Consider the following 17125-nt stretch of genomic DNA (forward strand, 5'->3'; position numbering starts at 1 on the left):
TGCCGCAGGCGGGCCGTATGGCGGATTGTAGCGGGAGGCAAACCAGACTGCGCCCGTCAGCAGTGCGATCGCGCCGATAATGCGCCATGTCATGCCATGCAGCGCTTTTCCCAAATCTGCCTTTGTGACGAGATAGCTCGCCGATAAGGATCAAGCGGCTTCTATATCTGTTTTCCTTATATCCATATGCGTTGCCCGTATGGTAGGCTTCGCTTATTTCCAGGGGAGGACGGGTTAGAGCATGCTGCATTGGTTGAGGCAATACCGGCGTGCCATGCTGCCGGGCGACATGAGCGCCGGTATCGTGGTGGCGATGATGATGATCCCGCAGGGCATGGCGTACGCGCTGGTTGCCGGCTTGCCGCCGGTGGCGGGGATATACGCCAGCATTTTGCCTCCCCTGGCCTACGCTCTCTTTGGCAGCAGCATGACCCAGTCCGTCGGCCCCATGGCCATCGTGTCGCTGATGACGGCGGCGGTGATCGCGCCGCTGGCGCCGGCCGGCTCGGCGCTGTACGGGGTGCTGGCCGCGCAGCTGGCGCTGGTGGCGGGCGTGGTGCTGCTGGTGTGCGGCGCGCTGCGCATGGGCTTTCTGGCCAATTTCTTCTCGCGCCCCGTGATGAGCGGCTTCACCGTCGGCTCGGCCATCGTCATTGCCGGCGGCCAGCTCAAGCCCCTGCTGGGCGCTTCCTTCCCGCAATTCCACACGCCCAGCGCCGTGCTGGGCGGCGTGTCCTTGCTACTGCTTTTGCTGGGCAAACGCTATCTGGCGCGCCTGCTGCAGCGCTGCGGCCTGTCCGCCGCGCACGCGGACCTGGGCGGACGCCTGGCGCCCATGCTGGTGGTGCTGGCCGCCACCGCCGCCATGCCGCTGCTGGGTTTGCAGGCGCTGGGCATCCACGCCACCGGCGCCGTGCCTTCCGGCCTGCCGGAGCTGAACCTGGCCACTTCCAGCAGCCACTGGCGCGCGCTCTTGCAGCCGGGCCTGCTGATCGGTTTTATCGTGTTCCTGATGAGCATGTCCGCCGCCCAGACCCTGGCGCTCAAGCGCAACGAAAAGCTGGTGAGCAACCAGGAGCTGTTCGGCCTGGGCGCGGCCAATGTGGCCAGCATGGTGTCCGGCGGCTTCCCGGTCACGGGCAGCATTTCGCGCTCGGCGGTGAATTTCTCGGCCGGCGCCAACACGCCGCTGGCCAGCGTGATCACCGCTGTGCTGCTGGCGGCGGCGCTGGTGGCACCCACCGGCTGGCTGGCGCTGCTGCCGCTGCCCACGCTGGCGGCGACTATTATCGTGGCCGTGCTGGGCATGCTGGAGTTCGATACGCTGCGCATGGCCTGGCGCTATGACAGGGGCGACGCCGCCGCCTGGGCGGTCACCGCCGCCGGCGTGCTGGCGCTGGGCGTGGAGGCGGGCGTGGTGATCGGCGTATTATTGTCGATGGGCACGCTGATCTGGCGCGCCAGCCGGCCCCATATCGCCGTGCTGGGCCGCATCGCGGGCAGCGAGCACTTCCGCAATATCGAGCGTTACGCCGCCCAGACCCAGTCGGACATCCTGGTGCTGCGCATCGACGCCAACCTGTTCTTCGGCAACGTGGAGGCGGTGAGTGAGCGTATCGAGGAGGAGCTGCGCACCCATCCGTCCGCGCGCCACGTGGTGCTGGTGATGACCGCCGTCAGTTCGATCGACACCACGGCGCTGTTTGCGCTGTCGGAATGGAACGCCAGCATGCGCCGGCGCGGCGTGTGCATGCACCTGGCCGAGGTGAAGGGGCCGGTGATGGACCGTTTGCGCGAGAGCGACCTGCCGGCGCAGCTGAGCGGTCCCATCTTCCTGAGCACGGCCATGGCCTGCAACGCCTTGCAGGAATGCCGCGAGGGCGGCGTGGCGGAATACATTTAGGAGCCGGTATGCAGGATCAAGTCTACCGTCCGGGCGATTCGCCCGGCAGCGTCGAGCGCCGCGCAGCCAAGCTGCTGTGCGCCGCCTTCAACCGCGAGGACGACGTCGCCAGGCGCGCCGAAATCCTCGAGCAGCTGCTGCGCAAGCCGAACAACGCCCACTTCGAGGCGCCGTTTTTCTGCGACTACGGCTACAACATTACCGTGGGCGATCACTGCTTCGCCAACCACAACCTGGTGATACTGGACTGCGCGCCGGTCACGCTGGGCAACCACGTGCTGATCGGCCCGAATACCGTGATTTCGGCCGCCAGCCATCCGGTGGACCCGGTGGCGCGCGCGGCCGGCGTGTTCGAGGCGCTGCCCATCACCATAGGCAACCATGTGTGGATAGGCGCCAACGTCACCATCCTGCACGGCGTGACCATAGGCGACAACTGCACCATAGGCGCCGGCAGCGTGGTGGCCAAGTCCATCCCGGCCAACAGCCTGGCGGTGGGCAACCCTTGCCGGGTGGTGCGCGCCATCCCTTAGGTAAAATCTATCGCTTCGGTAAAAACAATTGTCTTTCAAGGTTAAATGAGAATCGTTATTATTCAGTGACTGATCCAGACATTGAAACGAGGCTCACCATGATTACCGCAGCGAAAAAAGTCAGCCAGGTTGCCGCCCACACCGGCATTGCATTCGGCCTGATGTACGTCCTGACCGGCTCCGTCGTGTTCGGCGGGCTCGCTGCGGTGCTGGAGCCTGTGGTCAATGTGCTGCTGCTGCCTTTCCACGAGCGCGCCTGGCACAAGCTGCGCGCCCGCGCCGTGCAGGCCCGCGAGCGCTACGCGGCGCTGGCCGGCGAGAAGGTCAGCCAGACCATCATGCACGCGGCGGTGGCCTTCCTGATGCTGTGGTGGGCAACCGGCTCGATGGCGGTGGGCGGCCTGGCTGCCGTGCTGGAGCCGGTGCTGAACGTGGTCGCCTTGCCTTACCATGACCGCCTGTGGGACAAGCTGGAACTGCGCCTGGCGGCCCAGCCCGCCGCAGCGGCGGCCTGAATCGGCGGACGGCGGCCGCGGCGGTTTGGTACACTGCGTCCTTTTCCTCGCTTCAAGGTAGTTCCATGCCGCACCCAACTGAGCTGCGCGCCTATGCGCTGCAATGCCTGCTCGAAACCGATCCCGCCATGAAAGCCGCCGCCGTGGCGGCCATGGCGCAAGCCTGGGCCGAGGGCGTTCTTGCGCTGGACCCGGCGCACGACCCGGCCGCCGCGCCGGCGTCCGAACTGGCCATCCCGGGCCGTCCCGTGCGTCCGGAACTGGTGCCGCCGCGCCTGGTGGGCCGCCGCTCGATGGCGACGCTGGAGGGCAGGGCGATGCTGGTGCATGCGCTGTCCCATATCGAATTCAACGCGGTGAACCTGGCGCTGGACGCGCTGTGGCGCTTCCCCGGCATGCCTGCCGAGTACTACATCGACTGGCTGCGCGTGGCCAGGGAGGAGGCTTACCACTACTCCATGCTGGCCGCGCACCTGCAAACCCTGGGCTACCAGTACGGCGATTTCAGCGCCCACGACAGCCTGTGGGAGATGGTGGAGCGCACGCGCGAGGACATCACGGCGCGCATGGCGCTGGTGCCGCGCACGCTGGAGGCGCGCGGCCTGGACGCCATTCCGCCGCTGCGCGCCAAGATCGCGCAGGCGGGCGACATGGCGGCCGCCGCCATCCTGGACATCATCTTGCGCGACGAGATCGGCCATGTGGAGATCGGCAATCGCTGGTACGGCTACCTGTGCGAACAGCGCGGACTGGAGCCGCGCGCCACCTACGACGAGCTGGCTGCGCGCTACCGGGCGCCCACGCCCAAGGGGCCGTTCAACCTGGAAGCGCGCCGTAAGGCCGGCTTCAGCGAGGCGGAACTGGACCGGCTGCAGTCGGCGTAAGTAGCCGGCCACGCCGCCGCCATGTTGCCTCGGCGAGACAAAATAGGCGGCCTGGAGCCGCCGCCGTGTCATTTTTGTTGCAAACCCGTGCGCTGTGGACGTGGCGCAGCCACTCTTGCTTGCAATATACTGGCGTGGCCGATATCGTCTGGCGGGGCGCAAGAGCGCCCATGACAATCGGCGCACATGGGAGCGGGAATGGAAGCAGAAGGGCGGCGGGAGCAGGCAAGGGAACAGAACCAGGCGCAGCAGGCGCCGGAGCAGGTGCGCGGCGATATCCTGGTGGTCGAGGACACGCCGGCGTCGCTGCAATTGCTGTCCAAGCTGCTTACCGACGCCGGCTACCGCGTCCGCGAGGCGCCGAACGGCGAACTGGCGCTGTGGAGCGCCCAGGCCCAGGCCCCCGAACTGGTGCTGCTGGACATCCGCATGCCCGGCATCGACGGCTACGAAGTGTGCAGCCGCCTCAAGCAGATGCCCGGCCTGGACGAGGTGCCGGTGATTTTCCTGTCCGCCCACAGCGACACGGACGACAAGCTGCGCGGTTTCCAGGTCGGCGGTGTGGACTTCATTTCCAAGCCTTTCCATTTCGAGGAAGTCAATGCGCGCGTGATGGCGCACCTGAAGATACGCCGCCTGCAGCAGCAGCTGGCCGCGCAGAACGACCAGCTGCAGCGCGAGTCGCGCCAGCGCCTGGCCGAGATCGCGCACATGAACCGCAACGCCAGCGCGTCGGTGTACTGCGCCGCCCTGGTGCACGAGCTGAACCAGCCGCTGGCGGCCATCATGAGCAACGCCGAGGCGGCCGAACTGTTCCTGCAGATGACGCCGCCCGCGCTGGACGACGTGGAAGAGATCCTGGGCGACATCCGGCGCGACGACCGCCGCGCCAGCGAGCTGATACAGCGCATGCGCGAGCTGCTGAAGAAATCCGACCCGGTGGCGCAGCGCCTGGACCTGAACGAGGCCGTGGCGCAGGTGATCGCGCTGCTGGGCAGCGAGGCGCGCATGCGGCGCGTGCTGCTGCAGGCCGAGCCGGCCCCGGCGCCGCTGATGGTGTCGGCCGATCCGGTGCAGCTGCAGCAAATCCTGATCAACCTGGTGCTGAACGGCATGGACGCGATGGGCGCCTCGCCCCAAGGCATAGGCGCGGCCGACGGCGGCTGCGGCAAGCCGCGCCAGGTGGTGCTGCGCGCGGGCCTGCGCGGCGACGGCATGGCCGAAGTGCTGGTGCGCGACCACGGCTGCGGTTTCGGCGCCAACCAGGCGCGCCTGTTCGAGTCCTTCTTCACCACCAAGGCGCACGGCATGGGGCTGGGCCTGTCGATCGCGGCGGCCATCGTGCAGGCGCACGGCGGGCGCATCTGGGCCGACAACAACCCGGACGGCGGCGCCACGGTGGGCTTTGCCCTGCCTTCCGCACCGGCGGCGGCCGGAGGCCAGCCATGAAAATCCACATCATCGACGACGACGAAGCGCTGCGCACCGCGCTGTCGCGCCTGCTGGGCGCCTGCGGCTACCGCGTCACCGTCTACGAGTCCGGCGACGCCTTCGTGCGCGCTGAAACCGGCGACGAGGCCGGCTGCATCCTGCTGGACGTGGACATGCCGGGCCTGAGCGGCCTGCAATTGCAGGATCTTTTGCGTTCGCGCAACAGTATCCTGCCCATCGTCTTCCTGACCGGCAACGGCGACATTGCCATGAGCGTGCGCGCCATCAAGGCCGGGGCCGAGGACTTCCTGTCCAAGCCCATCGCCAAGGAGGACCTGCTGGACGCCATCGGCCGCGCCATGCTGCGCTACGAGGCGGCGGCGGCGCACAACAGCGAGCTGAGCGGCCTGCGCAAGCGCGCCGCCACGCTTACAGCGCGCGAGCGCGAGGTGTTCGTGCTGGTGGTGCAGGGCATGCTGAACAAGCAGATCGCCTTTGAACTGGGCAACACCGAGCGCACCGTCAAGGCGCACCGCCACAGCCTGATGGAAAAGCTGGAGGCCGGCTCGCTGGCCGAGCTGGTGCAGATGGCGAACCGCCTGGGGCTGGCCAGAAAATAAAGTTGCATCCCCGCCCCACCTGTACCAAAGGACACGTTACAGCCGTGTGAATTCTCCCTACAGTCATACCTATCGGTGCTTGCACCCACAGGGATGGCGTCATGGAAACAGGAAAAATCGTCGTTGCCGTCGTCGAAAACGATGCAGGCATGCTCAAGGCGCTGGGCCGGCTGCTGCGCGCGGCCGGCTATATGGCGCAGTTGTACGCGTCGGCCGAGCTGTATCTGCAGCGCGACGACCATAGCGATATCACCTGTCTCATCCTCGACATCGACCTCGGCGGGCTGTCCGGCATCGAGCTGCAGCAGATGCTGGTCGGCGCGGGCAAGGCGCCGCCCATCGTCTTCGTCACCAGCCAGATAGACGGCGGCATGCAGGCCGCAGCCCAGCGCCTGGGCTGCCTGGCCTATCTGCGCAAGCCTTTTGACTCGCACGAACTGCTGGCGGCCTTGCAGCTGGCCGCGCACAACCACTGACCAGGGATGCACTATGAAAAACATCACGATTAAAGCGCGCCTGATTGCCGCCATGGCGTTTCTGTCGCTGCTGCTGGCGGCCATAGGGCTGGCCGGCCTGAACAGCCTGAGCCAGACCAACTCCGCACTGCAAACCGTGTATGACGACCGCCTGGTGGCGATGGGCATGCTGAACCAGATCGGCACCGGCCTGCTGTACCAGCAGATCGGCCTGGGCAACGCGGTGGACGCCGCCGACGGCGCCCACACCGGCCTGCTGGAGGACGTGCGCAAGCGCGGCGCCGAGATCGACAAGGTGTGGGCGGCCTATATGGCAACCTATCTGACGCCGGAAGAGGCTGCGCTGGCCAAGACCTTCGCGGCGGCCAACTCGGCCATGCGCGAGCAGGCCATGCAGCCGCTGGCGGCGGCGGTGGCGGCGGGCGAGCGCGAGCAGGCGGCGGTGCTGCAGCACAAGAAGCTGGACCCGGCCATGGCGGCGGCGGACAAGGCGTTGGACGCGCTGGTGGAGCTGCAGCTGGTGGTGGGCAAGCAGGAATACGACGCCTCGCAGGCGCGCTACAGCACCTTCCGCGCCATCTCCATCGGCTCCATCGTGCTGGGCGTGGCGGTGGGCGCGGTGATGGGCTTCTGGCTGCTGCGCGCCATCCTCACGCCGCTGCGCAGCGCCATCGAGGTGGCCGAGGCGGTGGCGGCGGGCGACCTGACCCAGCGCATCGAAGTGCGCTCGAACGATGAAATGGGCCAACTGACGGCCGCGCTGAAACGCATGAACGACAGCCTGGTGAGCATCGTGGCCGAGGTGCGGCAGGGCACGGAGACCATCACGGTGGCCTCGGGCGAGATCGCCAGCGGCAATGCCGACCTGTCCTCTCGCACCGAAACCCAGGCTTCCAGCCTGGAGGAAACCGCCAGCTCGATGGAGGAACTCACGTCCACCGTGCAGCACAACACCGAAAGCGCGCGCTCGGCCGACGCGCTGGCCCACGAGGCGGCCTCGGTGGCGCAGCGCGGCGGCGCGGTGGTGGCGCAGGTGGTGAGCACCATGGGCGCCATCAACCAGTCGTCCAGCAAGATCGCGGACATTATCGGCACCATCGACGGCATCGCCTTCCAGACCAATATCCTGGCGCTGAACGCGGCGGTGGAAGCGGCACGGGCCGGCGAGCAGGGACGCGGTTTTGCCGTGGTGGCCTCGGAAGTACGCAACCTGGCGCAGCGTTCGGCGGCGGCGGCCAAGGAAATCAAGGAACTCATCGGCCATTCGGTGGCCCAGGTGGGCGAGGGCAGCAAGCTGGTCGACCAGGCCGGCGCCACCATGCAGGAAGTGGTGCACAGCGTGGAGCGCATGACCGGCATGATGTCGGCCATCCTGACGGCCAGCGTGGAGCAGTCCTCCGGCATCGAGCAGATCAACCAGGCCGTGGCCGAGATGGACACGGTAACCCAGCAGAATGCGGCGCTGGTGGAGCAGGCGGCTGCGGCCGCCGAGTCCCTGCAGGACCAGGCGCGCGCGCTGGAGCAGGCGGTCAGCGTGTTCAGGCTGGACGGTGCGGCGCTGACCCGCCAGGCTGCAGCCCGCCCGGCGCCTCGTCCGGCGGCGCCGCGCGCCGTGCCTGCGGCCAAGCGCCCTGCGGCGCCTGCGATTGCCCGCTCGGCATCTGCCCCGGCCCCGGCGGCACGCCGCCTCGCTGCGGCGCCGGCCGCGGCGGACGGTGACTGGGAAGAGTTCTAATGAGGCGGCCGGCGCGGCGCGCTACGGCCTGAAAGGAACGCCATGGGCACATTGAAATATCGGACGGGCTGCGCGGCAAGGCTGCATGCCAGGGGCGAGATTTCGATTGCCCTGCTGGTGAGCGTGGCCGTGACGGCGGTGGTGACGCTGGTGCTGGCCGCCTTCGCCGTCTACTTTTACCAGAGCGAGAAAGCCCAGCGCTGGACCCAGCTGCGCGCCGAACTGGCCGCCAGCGCCGGCGAAATGGCCGACGCTGCCGCGCTGCCGGTATGGAATTACGACCACGCGCAGCTGGTCACCATCATGAAAAGCGGCTTGAGCAACCGGGGCCTGCACGCCAGCATGGTGGCGCCGGTGGGCGTGCCGCCCTACATCCTGGTGCGCGGCGCGGACGGCCTGCTGCACAGCGAAACGCAGCCGCCGCAAGACCCTGAACTGCTGCAGGAGCGGCGCGACGTGCGCGCCCAGGGGCAGATCGTCGCCAGCATCACCCTGTACGCCTCGCCGGCCGCGCTGCTGGCTGAACTGCGCAGCCGCAGCTACGCCATCGCCGGCATGATACTGGCGCTGGACCTGGCCCTGGTGGCCGGGCTGTACCTGGTGCTGTGGCATATGATGCTCAAGCCGGTGCAGGCCATCGGGCGCTACGCGGCCGACGTCAAGGCCGGCCTGAATCCCGCTGCGCCGGCGCCGCGCGCCTGGCTGTTCGGTGAACTGAAAGTGCTGCTGGCCTCGCTGCGCGAAATGATCGCGCTGCTCGACAGCCGCTACCGCGCCATGCATGCCAGCGAGCAGCGCCTGCAGATCGCCACCCGCGCGGCGGCCATCGGCATCTGGGACTGGGATATCCAGAGCGGCGCGGTGGAGTGGGACGACCAGATGTACCGCCTGTTCGGCGTCGAGCGCGCGCAGGTGGAGTCGCCCATGCAGCTGTGGATGGACATGCTGCATCCCGAGGACAAGGAACGCATTGGCGCCGCGCTGCAGCGCACGCTCGACAGCGACGACCAATTCGACCGCGAGTTCCGCCTGGTCTGGCCGGACGGTACGGTGCGCCACATCCAGGCCGATTCGATGCTGTTCCGCGACGCCGAAGGGCGGCCGCAGCGCATGGTCGGCGTGAACTACGACATCAGCGCGCACAAGGCGGCGCAGGAGGAACTGCGCCGGCACCGCCACCACCTGGAGGAACTGGTGGTGGAGCGCACGCGCGCGCTGTCGGTGGCGGTGGCGCAGGCGCAGGCGGCCAGCCAGGCCAAGAGCGTGTTCCTGGCCAATATGAGCCACGAACTGCGCACGCCGCTCAACGCGGTGATCGGCTTTTCGCGCCTGATGGCCGGCTCGCCCAGCATGCAGGCGGAGGAAAAGCGCAACCTGGGCATTATCCACCGCTCCGGCCAGCATCTGCTCACGCTGATCAACGACATCCTGGAGCTGTCCAAGATCGAGGCCGGGCGCATTGCGCTGCAAAGCGAGCCGGTGCTGCTGTCGGAGATGCTGCAGGAGGTGATGGACATGGTGAGCATGCGCGCCGGGCCGGAGGTGGCGCTGCGGCTCGACAGCCAGCAACTGCCGCTGCGCGCCCAGCTGGACGGCACCAAGCTGCGCCAGGTGCTGCTCAACCTGATGTCCAACGCCGTCAAGTTCACCCGCGCCGGGCGCATCACGCTGCAGGCGCGCGCCAGCTGGATAGACGCGGACGGCGGCAGCGGTGTCGACGGCGGCGGCTATGGCCACTGGCTGCTGGCGTTCGCCGTCAGCGACACCGGCCCCGGCATCGCGCCGCAGGACCACGAGCGCATCTTCGAGCCTTTCGTGCAGGCCGCGCAGGACGGCGCGGCCGAGGGCACCGGCCTGGGCTTGCCGATTTCGCGCGAATTCGTGCAGCTCATGGGCGGCTCGCTCACGGTGCAGTCGGCGCTGGGCGAGGGCGCGGAGTTTCGCTTCGCGGTGCCGGCCGGGCTGGCGCAAGGCGGTGCGGCCGGCTCGGACAGCCAGGGGTATGATGGGGACTGCGCCGGCAGCGCCGAGCTGCAGAGCATCGACGGCGCCGCCGCGCCGCCGACAGCGGCGGACCTGGCGGCGCTGCCGGGCGATACCGCCGGCGCGCTGCGCGACGCGGTGCTGCAGCTGAACCTGGCGCGCGCGGCCCAGCTGCTGGCGGAGCTGCCGCCAGCCAGCGCCGGCACGGTGGCGGCCATCGAGGCCATGCTGGCGCGCCATCAATACCCCGAGCTGTGCGCCATGCTGGCGCCGGCTCTGGCCGAATAAGAGAGAGGGCGGCATGATGATGCAGCGCGCGGACCAGAACTCCAGCGGCGAAATCCTGGTGGTGGAAGACACGCCGGCCTCGCTCAAGCTGCTCAGTGAATTGCTGGGCAATGCGGGCTATCTGGTGCGGCAGGCGCCGGACGGCGAGCTGGCGCTGTGGAGCGCGCAGGCCCGGCCGCCCGAGCTGATCCTGCTCGACATCCGCATGCCCGGCATCGACGGTTTCGAAGTGTGCCGCCGCCTGAAGGCCGATCCCGCACTGAGCGACATCCCGGTGATCTTCCTGTCCGCCCAGTACGACACCGACGACAAGGTGCGCGGCTTCCAGGCCGGCGCGGTGGACTTCATCGCCAAACCCTACCAGTCGGAGGAGGTGCTGGCGCGCACCCGCGCCCACATCCACCTGGCGCGCGCGCAGCAGGCGCTGGCCGCCAGCAATGCGCAGCTGACGCGCACGCTGGAGGAGCTGGGCACGGCGCGCGCCGAGATCGTGCGTTCGGAGCGGCTGGCGGCGCTGGGCGCATTGGTGGCGGGCGTGGCGCACGAGCTGAATACGCCCATCGGCAACAGCGTGCTGGCCGCCAGCGCGCTGCAGGACCGCAGCAGCGCTTTTTTCGGCAGCATGGAACACGGCGTGAAGCGCTCGGAGCTGGAGCGCTTCGGCGCGGACACCGAGCACGCCACCACCTTGTTGCTGCGTAACCTGCACAAGGCGGCCGATCTGATCGAGTGCTTCAAGCAGGTGGCGGTGGACCAGACCAGTTCGCAGCGCCGCAGCTTCGAGCTGGCCACGCTGGTGGACGGCATGGCCAAGACGCTGGCGCCGTCCCTGCGCGCGGCCGGCGCCGAGCTGCGGGTGGAGTCGGCCGGCGGACTTGCCATGGACAGCTACCCCGGCGCGCTGTGCCAGGTGCTGACCCAGCTCACCAGCAACGCGCTGCTGCACGCGTTCGCGCAGCCCGATTCCGCTTCCAGGCCCGCGTCGGGCGCCATCACCATACGCATGGCGGCCGACGGCGGCGCGGTGCGGCTGGAGTTCGAGGACAACGGCGCCGGCTTCCCGGCCGGCGGCCTGGCGCGCGCTTTCGAGCCCTTCAACAGCGCCCGCATGGGCCGCAGCAGCGGCCTGGGGCTGCATATCGTGCACAACCTGGTGACCAATGTGCTGGGCGGCGCCATCGAACTGGCCAGCGCGCCCGGCCGCACCCGCTTCGCCATGCGGCTGCCGCTGCACGCGCCAGCCCTTGGGCGGGCGTCCAATCTATGGTAGGGTGGCGAGCGAAGCCATATAGGAGAGGACGCAGGTGATGCATCGGGATTTGTCGGAACAGTCCAGCAAGGGGGAAGTGCTGATCGTGGAAGACACGCCAGCCTCGCTCAAGCTGCTCAGCGACCTGCTGACGGAAGCCGGCTACTACGTGCGCCAGGCGCCCAACGGCGAGCTGGCGCTGTGGACTGTGCAATCGCGCCCGCCCGAACTGATATTGCTGGACGTGCGCATGCCCGGCATAGACGGCTTTGAAGTGTGCCGCCGCCTGAAGGCCGCGCCGGCCACGGCCCATGTGCCGGTGATCTTCCTGTCGGCCCAGCACGACACCGACGACAAGGTGCGCGGCTTCGCCCTGGGCGGCGCGGACTTTGTGGCCAAGCCTTTCCAGGCCGAAGAAATCCTGGCCCGCACCGACGCCCAGGTGCGCCTGGGCCGCGCCCAGCTGGCGCTGGCGGCGCAGCGCGCGCTGCTGGAACAGCGGGTGCGCGAGCGCACCGCCGAACTGGCCGAACTGGCCGCCTCGCTGGAACGCGAAGTGGAGCGCCGCCGCGCCAGCGAGGACAATATGCGCCTGGCCTCGCGCGTGTTCGCCGCCACCCAGGACGCCATCGTCATCGCCGACGCGCAAGGCATCATCGTGGCCACCAATCCGGCCTTCTCCACCATCTCCGGCTACGCCAGCGGCGAAATGGTGGGGCGCCACGTCACCACGCTGCACACGGTGCAGCAGAACACCGCCGCCTACGAGGCCATGCTGGCCACGCTGGCCGGGCATGGCCACTGGTCCGGCGAGATGCTGGCGCGGCGCAAGAACGGCGCCACCTTCCCCGGCCTGCTCAGCGTGTCGACCGTGATGGGCGATAACGGCGCGGTGGAAAACTACATCGTGGTGTTCATGGACATCACCGAGCGCAAGGCCGAGCAGCACCTGATCGACTTCCTGTCTTATCACGACGCGCTGACCGGGCTGCCCAACCGCATGCTGGCGCGCCAGTGCTTCGACGAGGCGCAGGCGGCCGCGCAGCGCAACGGCCAGTGCGTGGCGGTGCTGTGCCTGGACCTGGACCGCTTCAAGAGCATGAACGATTCCTACGGCGCGCAGGTGGGCGACCAGGCCTTGCAGGCGGTGGCGCGCCTGCTGCGCGGCTGCGTGCCCGAGGGTGCCACCGTGTCGCGCCAGGGCGGCGACGAGTTCCAGATCATCATGGCGGACGACGCCCAGCTGAGCGCAACGATGGCGGCCGCGCAGGCCATCCTGGCGCGGCTGCGCGCCGGCGTGCAGCTCGACGTGCAGGCAATTGCCCAGGCGCAGGCGGGCCAGCACGCCTCGCTGACCACCAGCATCGGCATCGCCGTGTGGCCGGCCGACGGCGCCACGCTGGACGAGCTGCTGCGCAACGCGGACACCGCGCTGTACCGCGCCAAGGAAGTGGGGCGCGACAATTACGCCTTCTTTACCGAGCGCATGGACGCCGACATCCGCGCCAAGCTGGCGATCCAGGCGCAGCTGCGCGGCGCCATCGTGCGCGGCGAATTCGAAGTGCACTACCAGCCGCAGATGTGCTTGCGCACCGGCACCATGCTGGGGGCCGAGGCGCTGCTGCGCTGGCATAACCCGGTGCTGGGCCAGGTGCCGCCCAACCGCTTCATTCCGCTGGCCGAGGAATACGGCCTGATCGCGCCCATCGGTCTGTGGGTGGTCGATACCGTGTGCGCGCAGATAGCGGCCTGGCAGGCGGCTGGGCTGGGCACGGTCAAGGTGGCCGTCAACCTGTCCGGCAGCCAGTTCGCGCACGACGGCACGGTGGCCAGCGTGGAGCAGGCGCTGCGCCGCCACGGCGTGCCGGCCGCCTCGCTGGGGCTGGAGATCACCGAGGGCACGGTGATGGGCGACCCGGACAAGGCCGTGGCCGCGCTGGGCCGCCTGAAGGACATCGGCGTGGCCATTTCGCTGGACGACTTCGGCACCGGCTATTCCTCGCTGGCCTACCTGAAGCGCTTCCCCATTGACGTGCTGAAAATCGACAAGTCCTTCGTCGACGACGTCACCAGCAAGGCCAGCGACGCGGCCATTGCGCTGTCGGTGATCTCGCTGGCGCACAACCTGAACATGCGCGTGATCGCCGAGGGCGTGGAAACGCGCGAACAGGTCGAGTTCCTGGCCGCGCACGGCTGCGACGAAATGCAGGGCTATTACTTCAGCCGGCCGTTGGCGGCCGGCGCCTACACCACGCTGCTGCGCGAGAAGCGCATGCTGCAGCTTTGATCCGAAAAGGATAGTGATGAAGAAAACCGGTGCCGCCCTGGCCGCCGCATGCATGCTGCTGGCCGCTTCCGCCCTTGCTTCCGCCCCCGCCCGCGCCGACGACGGCGCCGCCTTCAAGGCGCTGTACACCGAGGAATGGCAATGGCGCATGGGGCAGCGCCTGGAGGACGACGAGGACGACGTCAACGGCATCCGTCCCGACCTGCCGCGCATCGACGCCGCCACCCAGCAGGCGCGCCTGGCCTACTGGCAGCGCGTGCTGGCCAGGCTGGACGCCATGTCGCCCGCCACGCTGCCGCCGGCGCAGCGCATCGACTACGCGGTCTACCGCGCCCAGATCGCCGCGCTGATCGAGAACCAGCGCTTCCGCGAATACGAGAAGCCGCTCAATTCCGATTCGGCCTTCTGGTCCAACATCGCCGGCGAAGCGGATAAAAGCTTCCGCACCGACGCCGAGTACGCGGCCTATGTGCGCCAGCTGAACGACATGCCGCGCTACTTCGCCGAGGCCACCGCCAATATGCGCGCCGGCCTGGCGCGCGGCTTCACGCCGCCGCGCGTGACCCTGCAGGGGCGCGACAAGTCGGTGGCGGCAGTGGCCGAGGAGACCGCGCTGGAGAAGCTGGCTTACTACCGCCCGTTCAAGGACATGCCGTCCGCCATACCGGCGGCGCGCCAGGCCGAACTGCGCGCCGCCGCGCTCAGGGCGCTGCGCGAATCCGTGGTGCCGGCGCACCAGCGCCTGCTGGCTTTCCTGCGCACCGAATACCTGCCCAACGCGGCCGAGGCCCTGGCCGCCGAGCGCCTGCCGGACGGCAAAGCCTATTACCAGTCCAAGATCACGGAATACACCACCACCACGCTGAGCGCCGAGCAGATCCACCAGACCGGCCTGGCCGAGATGGCCAAGATCCGCGCCGAGATGCTGGAGGTGATCAAGCAGGTGGGCTTCCAGGGCGGCCTGCCCGAGTTCCTGCAGTTCCTGCGCAGCGATCCGCGCTTCTACGCGCGCACGCCGGAGGAACTGCTGATGCGCGCGGCCTATATTGCCAAGCGCTTCGACGGCAAGGTGGCCAACTACTTCGGCTACCTGCCGCGCAGCCGCTTCGCCATCACGCCGGTGGCGCCGGAAATTGCGCCGTACTACACCTCGGGCCGGGGCGGTCCGGGCGTCTACATGGTGAACACCTACAATCTGCCGGCGCGTCCGCTGTACAGCTTGCCGGCGCTGACCCTGCACGAATCGGCCCCCGGCCACGCTTTCCAGATGCCGATCGCGCTGGAGCAGAAGGGCCGTCCGGCCTTCCGCAACGCCTATATCTCGGCCTACGGCGAGGGCTGGGCGCTGTACACCGAGCGCCTGGGCGTGGAGATGGGCATCTACGAAACGCCGTATGAAATCTTCGGCATGCTGAGCTACCAGGCCTGGCGCGCGTCGCGCCTGGTGGTGGACACCGGCGTGCACGCCAAGGGCTGGACCCGCGAGCAGGCGCAGGCCTATCTGCGCGAGAACACGGCGCTGTCCGAGCACGAAGTGGCGACCGAGATCGACCGTTATATCTCGTGGCCGGGGCAGGCGCTGTCCTACTACCTGGGGCAGATGGCCATCATGGAGGCGCGCAAGAAGGCGGAAACGGCGCTGGGCGCCAAGTTCGACATCCGCGCCTTCCACGACACGGTGCTCAACCTCGGTTCGGTGCCGCTGCCGGTGCTGCATGCGCGCATCGACGCTTTCATCGCGGAAGGCGGCAAGAGCCCGTATCCCAAGGAGGACTGAGTCCGGTATGCGCTTTTTTGCTGCCGCGCCCGCAACGTACTAAACTAGTGGCAGGAGGGCTCCCATGGCCAGCAAAATCACGCATCGCGGCGTTGCCATCGTCACCCTGGACGAGGGCGAAGCCGTGTTGCAGCACTGCACGCAGAATTGTATTGCCATCCGGCACGACGATGCCGGGTGGTGGACCTGCTTTGTCGGCCCGAACGGCGAAGTGGACGATTACGACCAGCCTTTCCCCAGCCGCGACGAGGCCGTGTGGGCCGCCAAGGCCGCCGCCGAGTTCGGCATCTGAGCTGACTCTGGCTACGGCAAGGGCTTCGCCGGTTCCGCCTCCAGCGCCTTCCCGATCACAATGGCGAAGCCGACAAACATCAAGCTCAGGTTGCGCAGCTCGGCCACGGCGGCAAACAGCACGAACAGCGGCAGGTTGACGGCCGCCGCCAGCAGCATGTGCTGGCGCACTTCCCTGGGACTGGCGCGCCAGCCGCGCGCAAACACCGTGGCGATCAGCAGCAGCGTCGGCACGAAGGCCTGGCGCGGTCCCATGATGCCGTAGGTCAGCTCCATCTGGCTGTAGGTGCGCAGGGACAGGTAGGCCGCCAGGTTGTCGCCCAGGTGGAGTTCCACCGGGGCGCCGCCGGCGCCCGCGTAATGCAGCTTGACGGCGGCGTTCACCAGCCCGGACACCAGCAGCGCCGCCGCCGCAATGGCCAGCGCCTTCCGGCGCGGGTAGGCGGCCAGCAGCAGCGGCAGCAGCGTGATGATGTAGAAGAAGAACGACTCCTTGTTCAGCGTAGCGGGCGCCAGTATGGCGAAGAACCAGGCGATGCGGCGGCGCGACACCAGCAGATAGGCCAGGCTGAAGAACAGCAGTTCGGCCGTGTCGTAGAAGTAGCCGCCTATGGTTTGCAGATAGGGAAAGCCCAGCGACAGCACGGCGGGCGCGATCAGGGCCGCCAGCCTGCCCACGCCCGCGTCCAGCGCGATGCAGTGGAGCAGGAGCACGCTGCCCAGCAGCGACAGGAAGGACAGGTAGTACACCACCACGTAGCGGAAGCCGAGCGCCGGGTTGGCGGCGGCGCTGGTCTTGGTGTAGACCTTGGCGGGGTTGAGTTTTTCCGCCACGCGCGCCTGGATGCGCTCCGGCACCAGCCGCGCGGCGCCGTTGGCCAGCATGGGCAGCAGCTGGCGGTAGACGAAGGGGCGGTCCGCGCTGGCGTCCAGCATGGCTTCCAGCGAGAAGCGCGCGGTGTTGTCGCGCATGCCCCATTTGCCGATATAGCCGGAAAAGCTGGCCGCCGCCACCATCCAGAAAAATGCGAAGTGCAGCAGCAGCGACAAACAGCTGGACCAGGCCAGCTTTTGCCAGGTCAGTTTCAAGGTGGACAGCATGGCGGACTCCCGGCGGGGACGGTCCGGCCAATATTCCACGCCGCCCCTCGGG

General features: G+C 68.3%; 14 protein-coding genes. 13 read left to right on the plus strand and 1 reads right to left on the minus strand.

What is annotated here, in order from left to right; translation table 11 throughout:
* Positions 1–241 precede the first annotated feature (241 nt).
* From GTP77_RS18265 to GTP77_RS18325, 13 genes are all read left to right on the plus strand, one after another.
* Positions 242–1903 (plus strand): SulP family inorganic anion transporter, encoded by a 1662-nt coding sequence (locus GTP77_RS18265; RefSeq protein WP_161073574.1) that lies wholly within the window; start codon positions 242–244, stop codon positions 1901–1903.
* Between the two features lie 8 nt (positions 1904–1911).
* Positions 1912–2436: a sugar O-acetyltransferase gene (locus GTP77_RS18270; protein ID WP_187358759.1), complete on the plus strand. Its 525-nt coding sequence runs from the start codon at positions 1912–1914 to the stop codon at positions 2434–2436.
* 98 nt (positions 2437–2534) lie between these two features.
* Positions 2535–2951 (plus strand): DUF2061 domain-containing protein, encoded by a 417-nt coding sequence (locus GTP77_RS18275; protein WP_161073576.1) that lies wholly within the window; start codon positions 2535–2537, stop codon positions 2949–2951.
* Between the two features lie 65 nt (positions 2952–3016).
* Entirely contained in the window at positions 3017–3835 is an 819-nt protein-coding gene (locus GTP77_RS18280; RefSeq protein WP_161073577.1) for a ferritin-like domain-containing protein, read from the plus strand.
* 198 nt (positions 3836–4033) lie between these two features.
* Positions 4034–5284, plus strand: a complete 1251-nt coding sequence (locus tag GTP77_RS18285; protein WP_161073578.1) for a sensor histidine kinase — start codon at positions 4034–4036, stop codon at positions 5282–5284.
* On the plus strand, positions 5281–5886 hold the full coding sequence (locus GTP77_RS18290) for a response regulator transcription factor (RefSeq protein WP_161073579.1): 606 nt from the start codon (positions 5281–5283) through the stop codon (positions 5884–5886). The genes GTP77_RS18285 and GTP77_RS18290 overlap by 4 nt, the downstream gene beginning before the upstream one ends.
* A 101-nt stretch (positions 5887–5987) precedes the next feature.
* The gene (locus GTP77_RS18295) at positions 5988–6362 is read left to right on the plus strand and encodes a response regulator transcription factor (RefSeq protein ID WP_161073580.1); all 375 of its coding nucleotides are present in this window, start codon (positions 5988–5990) and stop codon (positions 6360–6362) included.
* 13 nt (positions 6363–6375) lie between these two features.
* Positions 6376–8097: a methyl-accepting chemotaxis protein gene (locus GTP77_RS18300; protein ID WP_161073581.1), complete on the plus strand. Its 1722-nt coding sequence runs from the start codon at positions 6376–6378 to the stop codon at positions 8095–8097.
* A 42-nt stretch (positions 8098–8139) separates the two neighbouring features.
* Positions 8140–10368: a PAS domain-containing sensor histidine kinase gene (locus tag GTP77_RS18305; RefSeq protein WP_161073582.1), complete on the plus strand. Its 2229-nt coding sequence runs from the start codon at positions 8140–8142 to the stop codon at positions 10366–10368.
* A gap of 13 nt (positions 10369–10381) precedes the next feature.
* A complete protein-coding gene (locus GTP77_RS18310) occupies positions 10382–11638 on the plus strand; it encodes a sensor histidine kinase (RefSeq protein ID WP_161073583.1) in 1257 nt (418 codons plus the stop codon).
* 37 nt (positions 11639–11675) lie between these two features.
* Entirely contained in the window at positions 11676–13904 is a 2229-nt protein-coding gene (locus GTP77_RS18315; RefSeq protein ID WP_161073607.1) for an EAL domain-containing response regulator, read from the plus strand.
* A 16-nt stretch (positions 13905–13920) separates the two neighbouring features.
* The gene (locus tag GTP77_RS18320; protein WP_161073584.1) at positions 13921–15681 is read left to right on the plus strand and encodes a DUF885 domain-containing protein; all 1761 of its coding nucleotides are present in this window, start codon (positions 13921–13923) and stop codon (positions 15679–15681) included.
* 64 nt (positions 15682–15745) lie between these two features.
* Positions 15746–15973, plus strand: coding sequence for a hypothetical protein (locus GTP77_RS18325; RefSeq protein WP_161073585.1), 228 nt, complete (start codon positions 15746–15748; stop codon positions 15971–15973).
* A gap of 11 nt (positions 15974–15984) precedes the next feature.
* On the opposite strand, the gene GTP77_RS18330 is transcribed toward GTP77_RS18325, so the two are convergent.
* Complete coding sequence (locus GTP77_RS18330) at positions 15985–17073, minus strand: hypothetical protein (RefSeq protein ID WP_161073586.1); 1089 nt, start codon at positions 17071–17073, stop codon at positions 15985–15987.
* Positions 17074–17125 lie beyond the last annotated feature (52 nt).

This window comes from Pseudoduganella aquatica (assembly GCF_009857595.1).
In the GTDB taxonomy this organism is placed as follows: domain Bacteria; phylum Pseudomonadota; class Gammaproteobacteria; order Burkholderiales; family Burkholderiaceae_D; genus Rugamonas; species Rugamonas aquatica_A.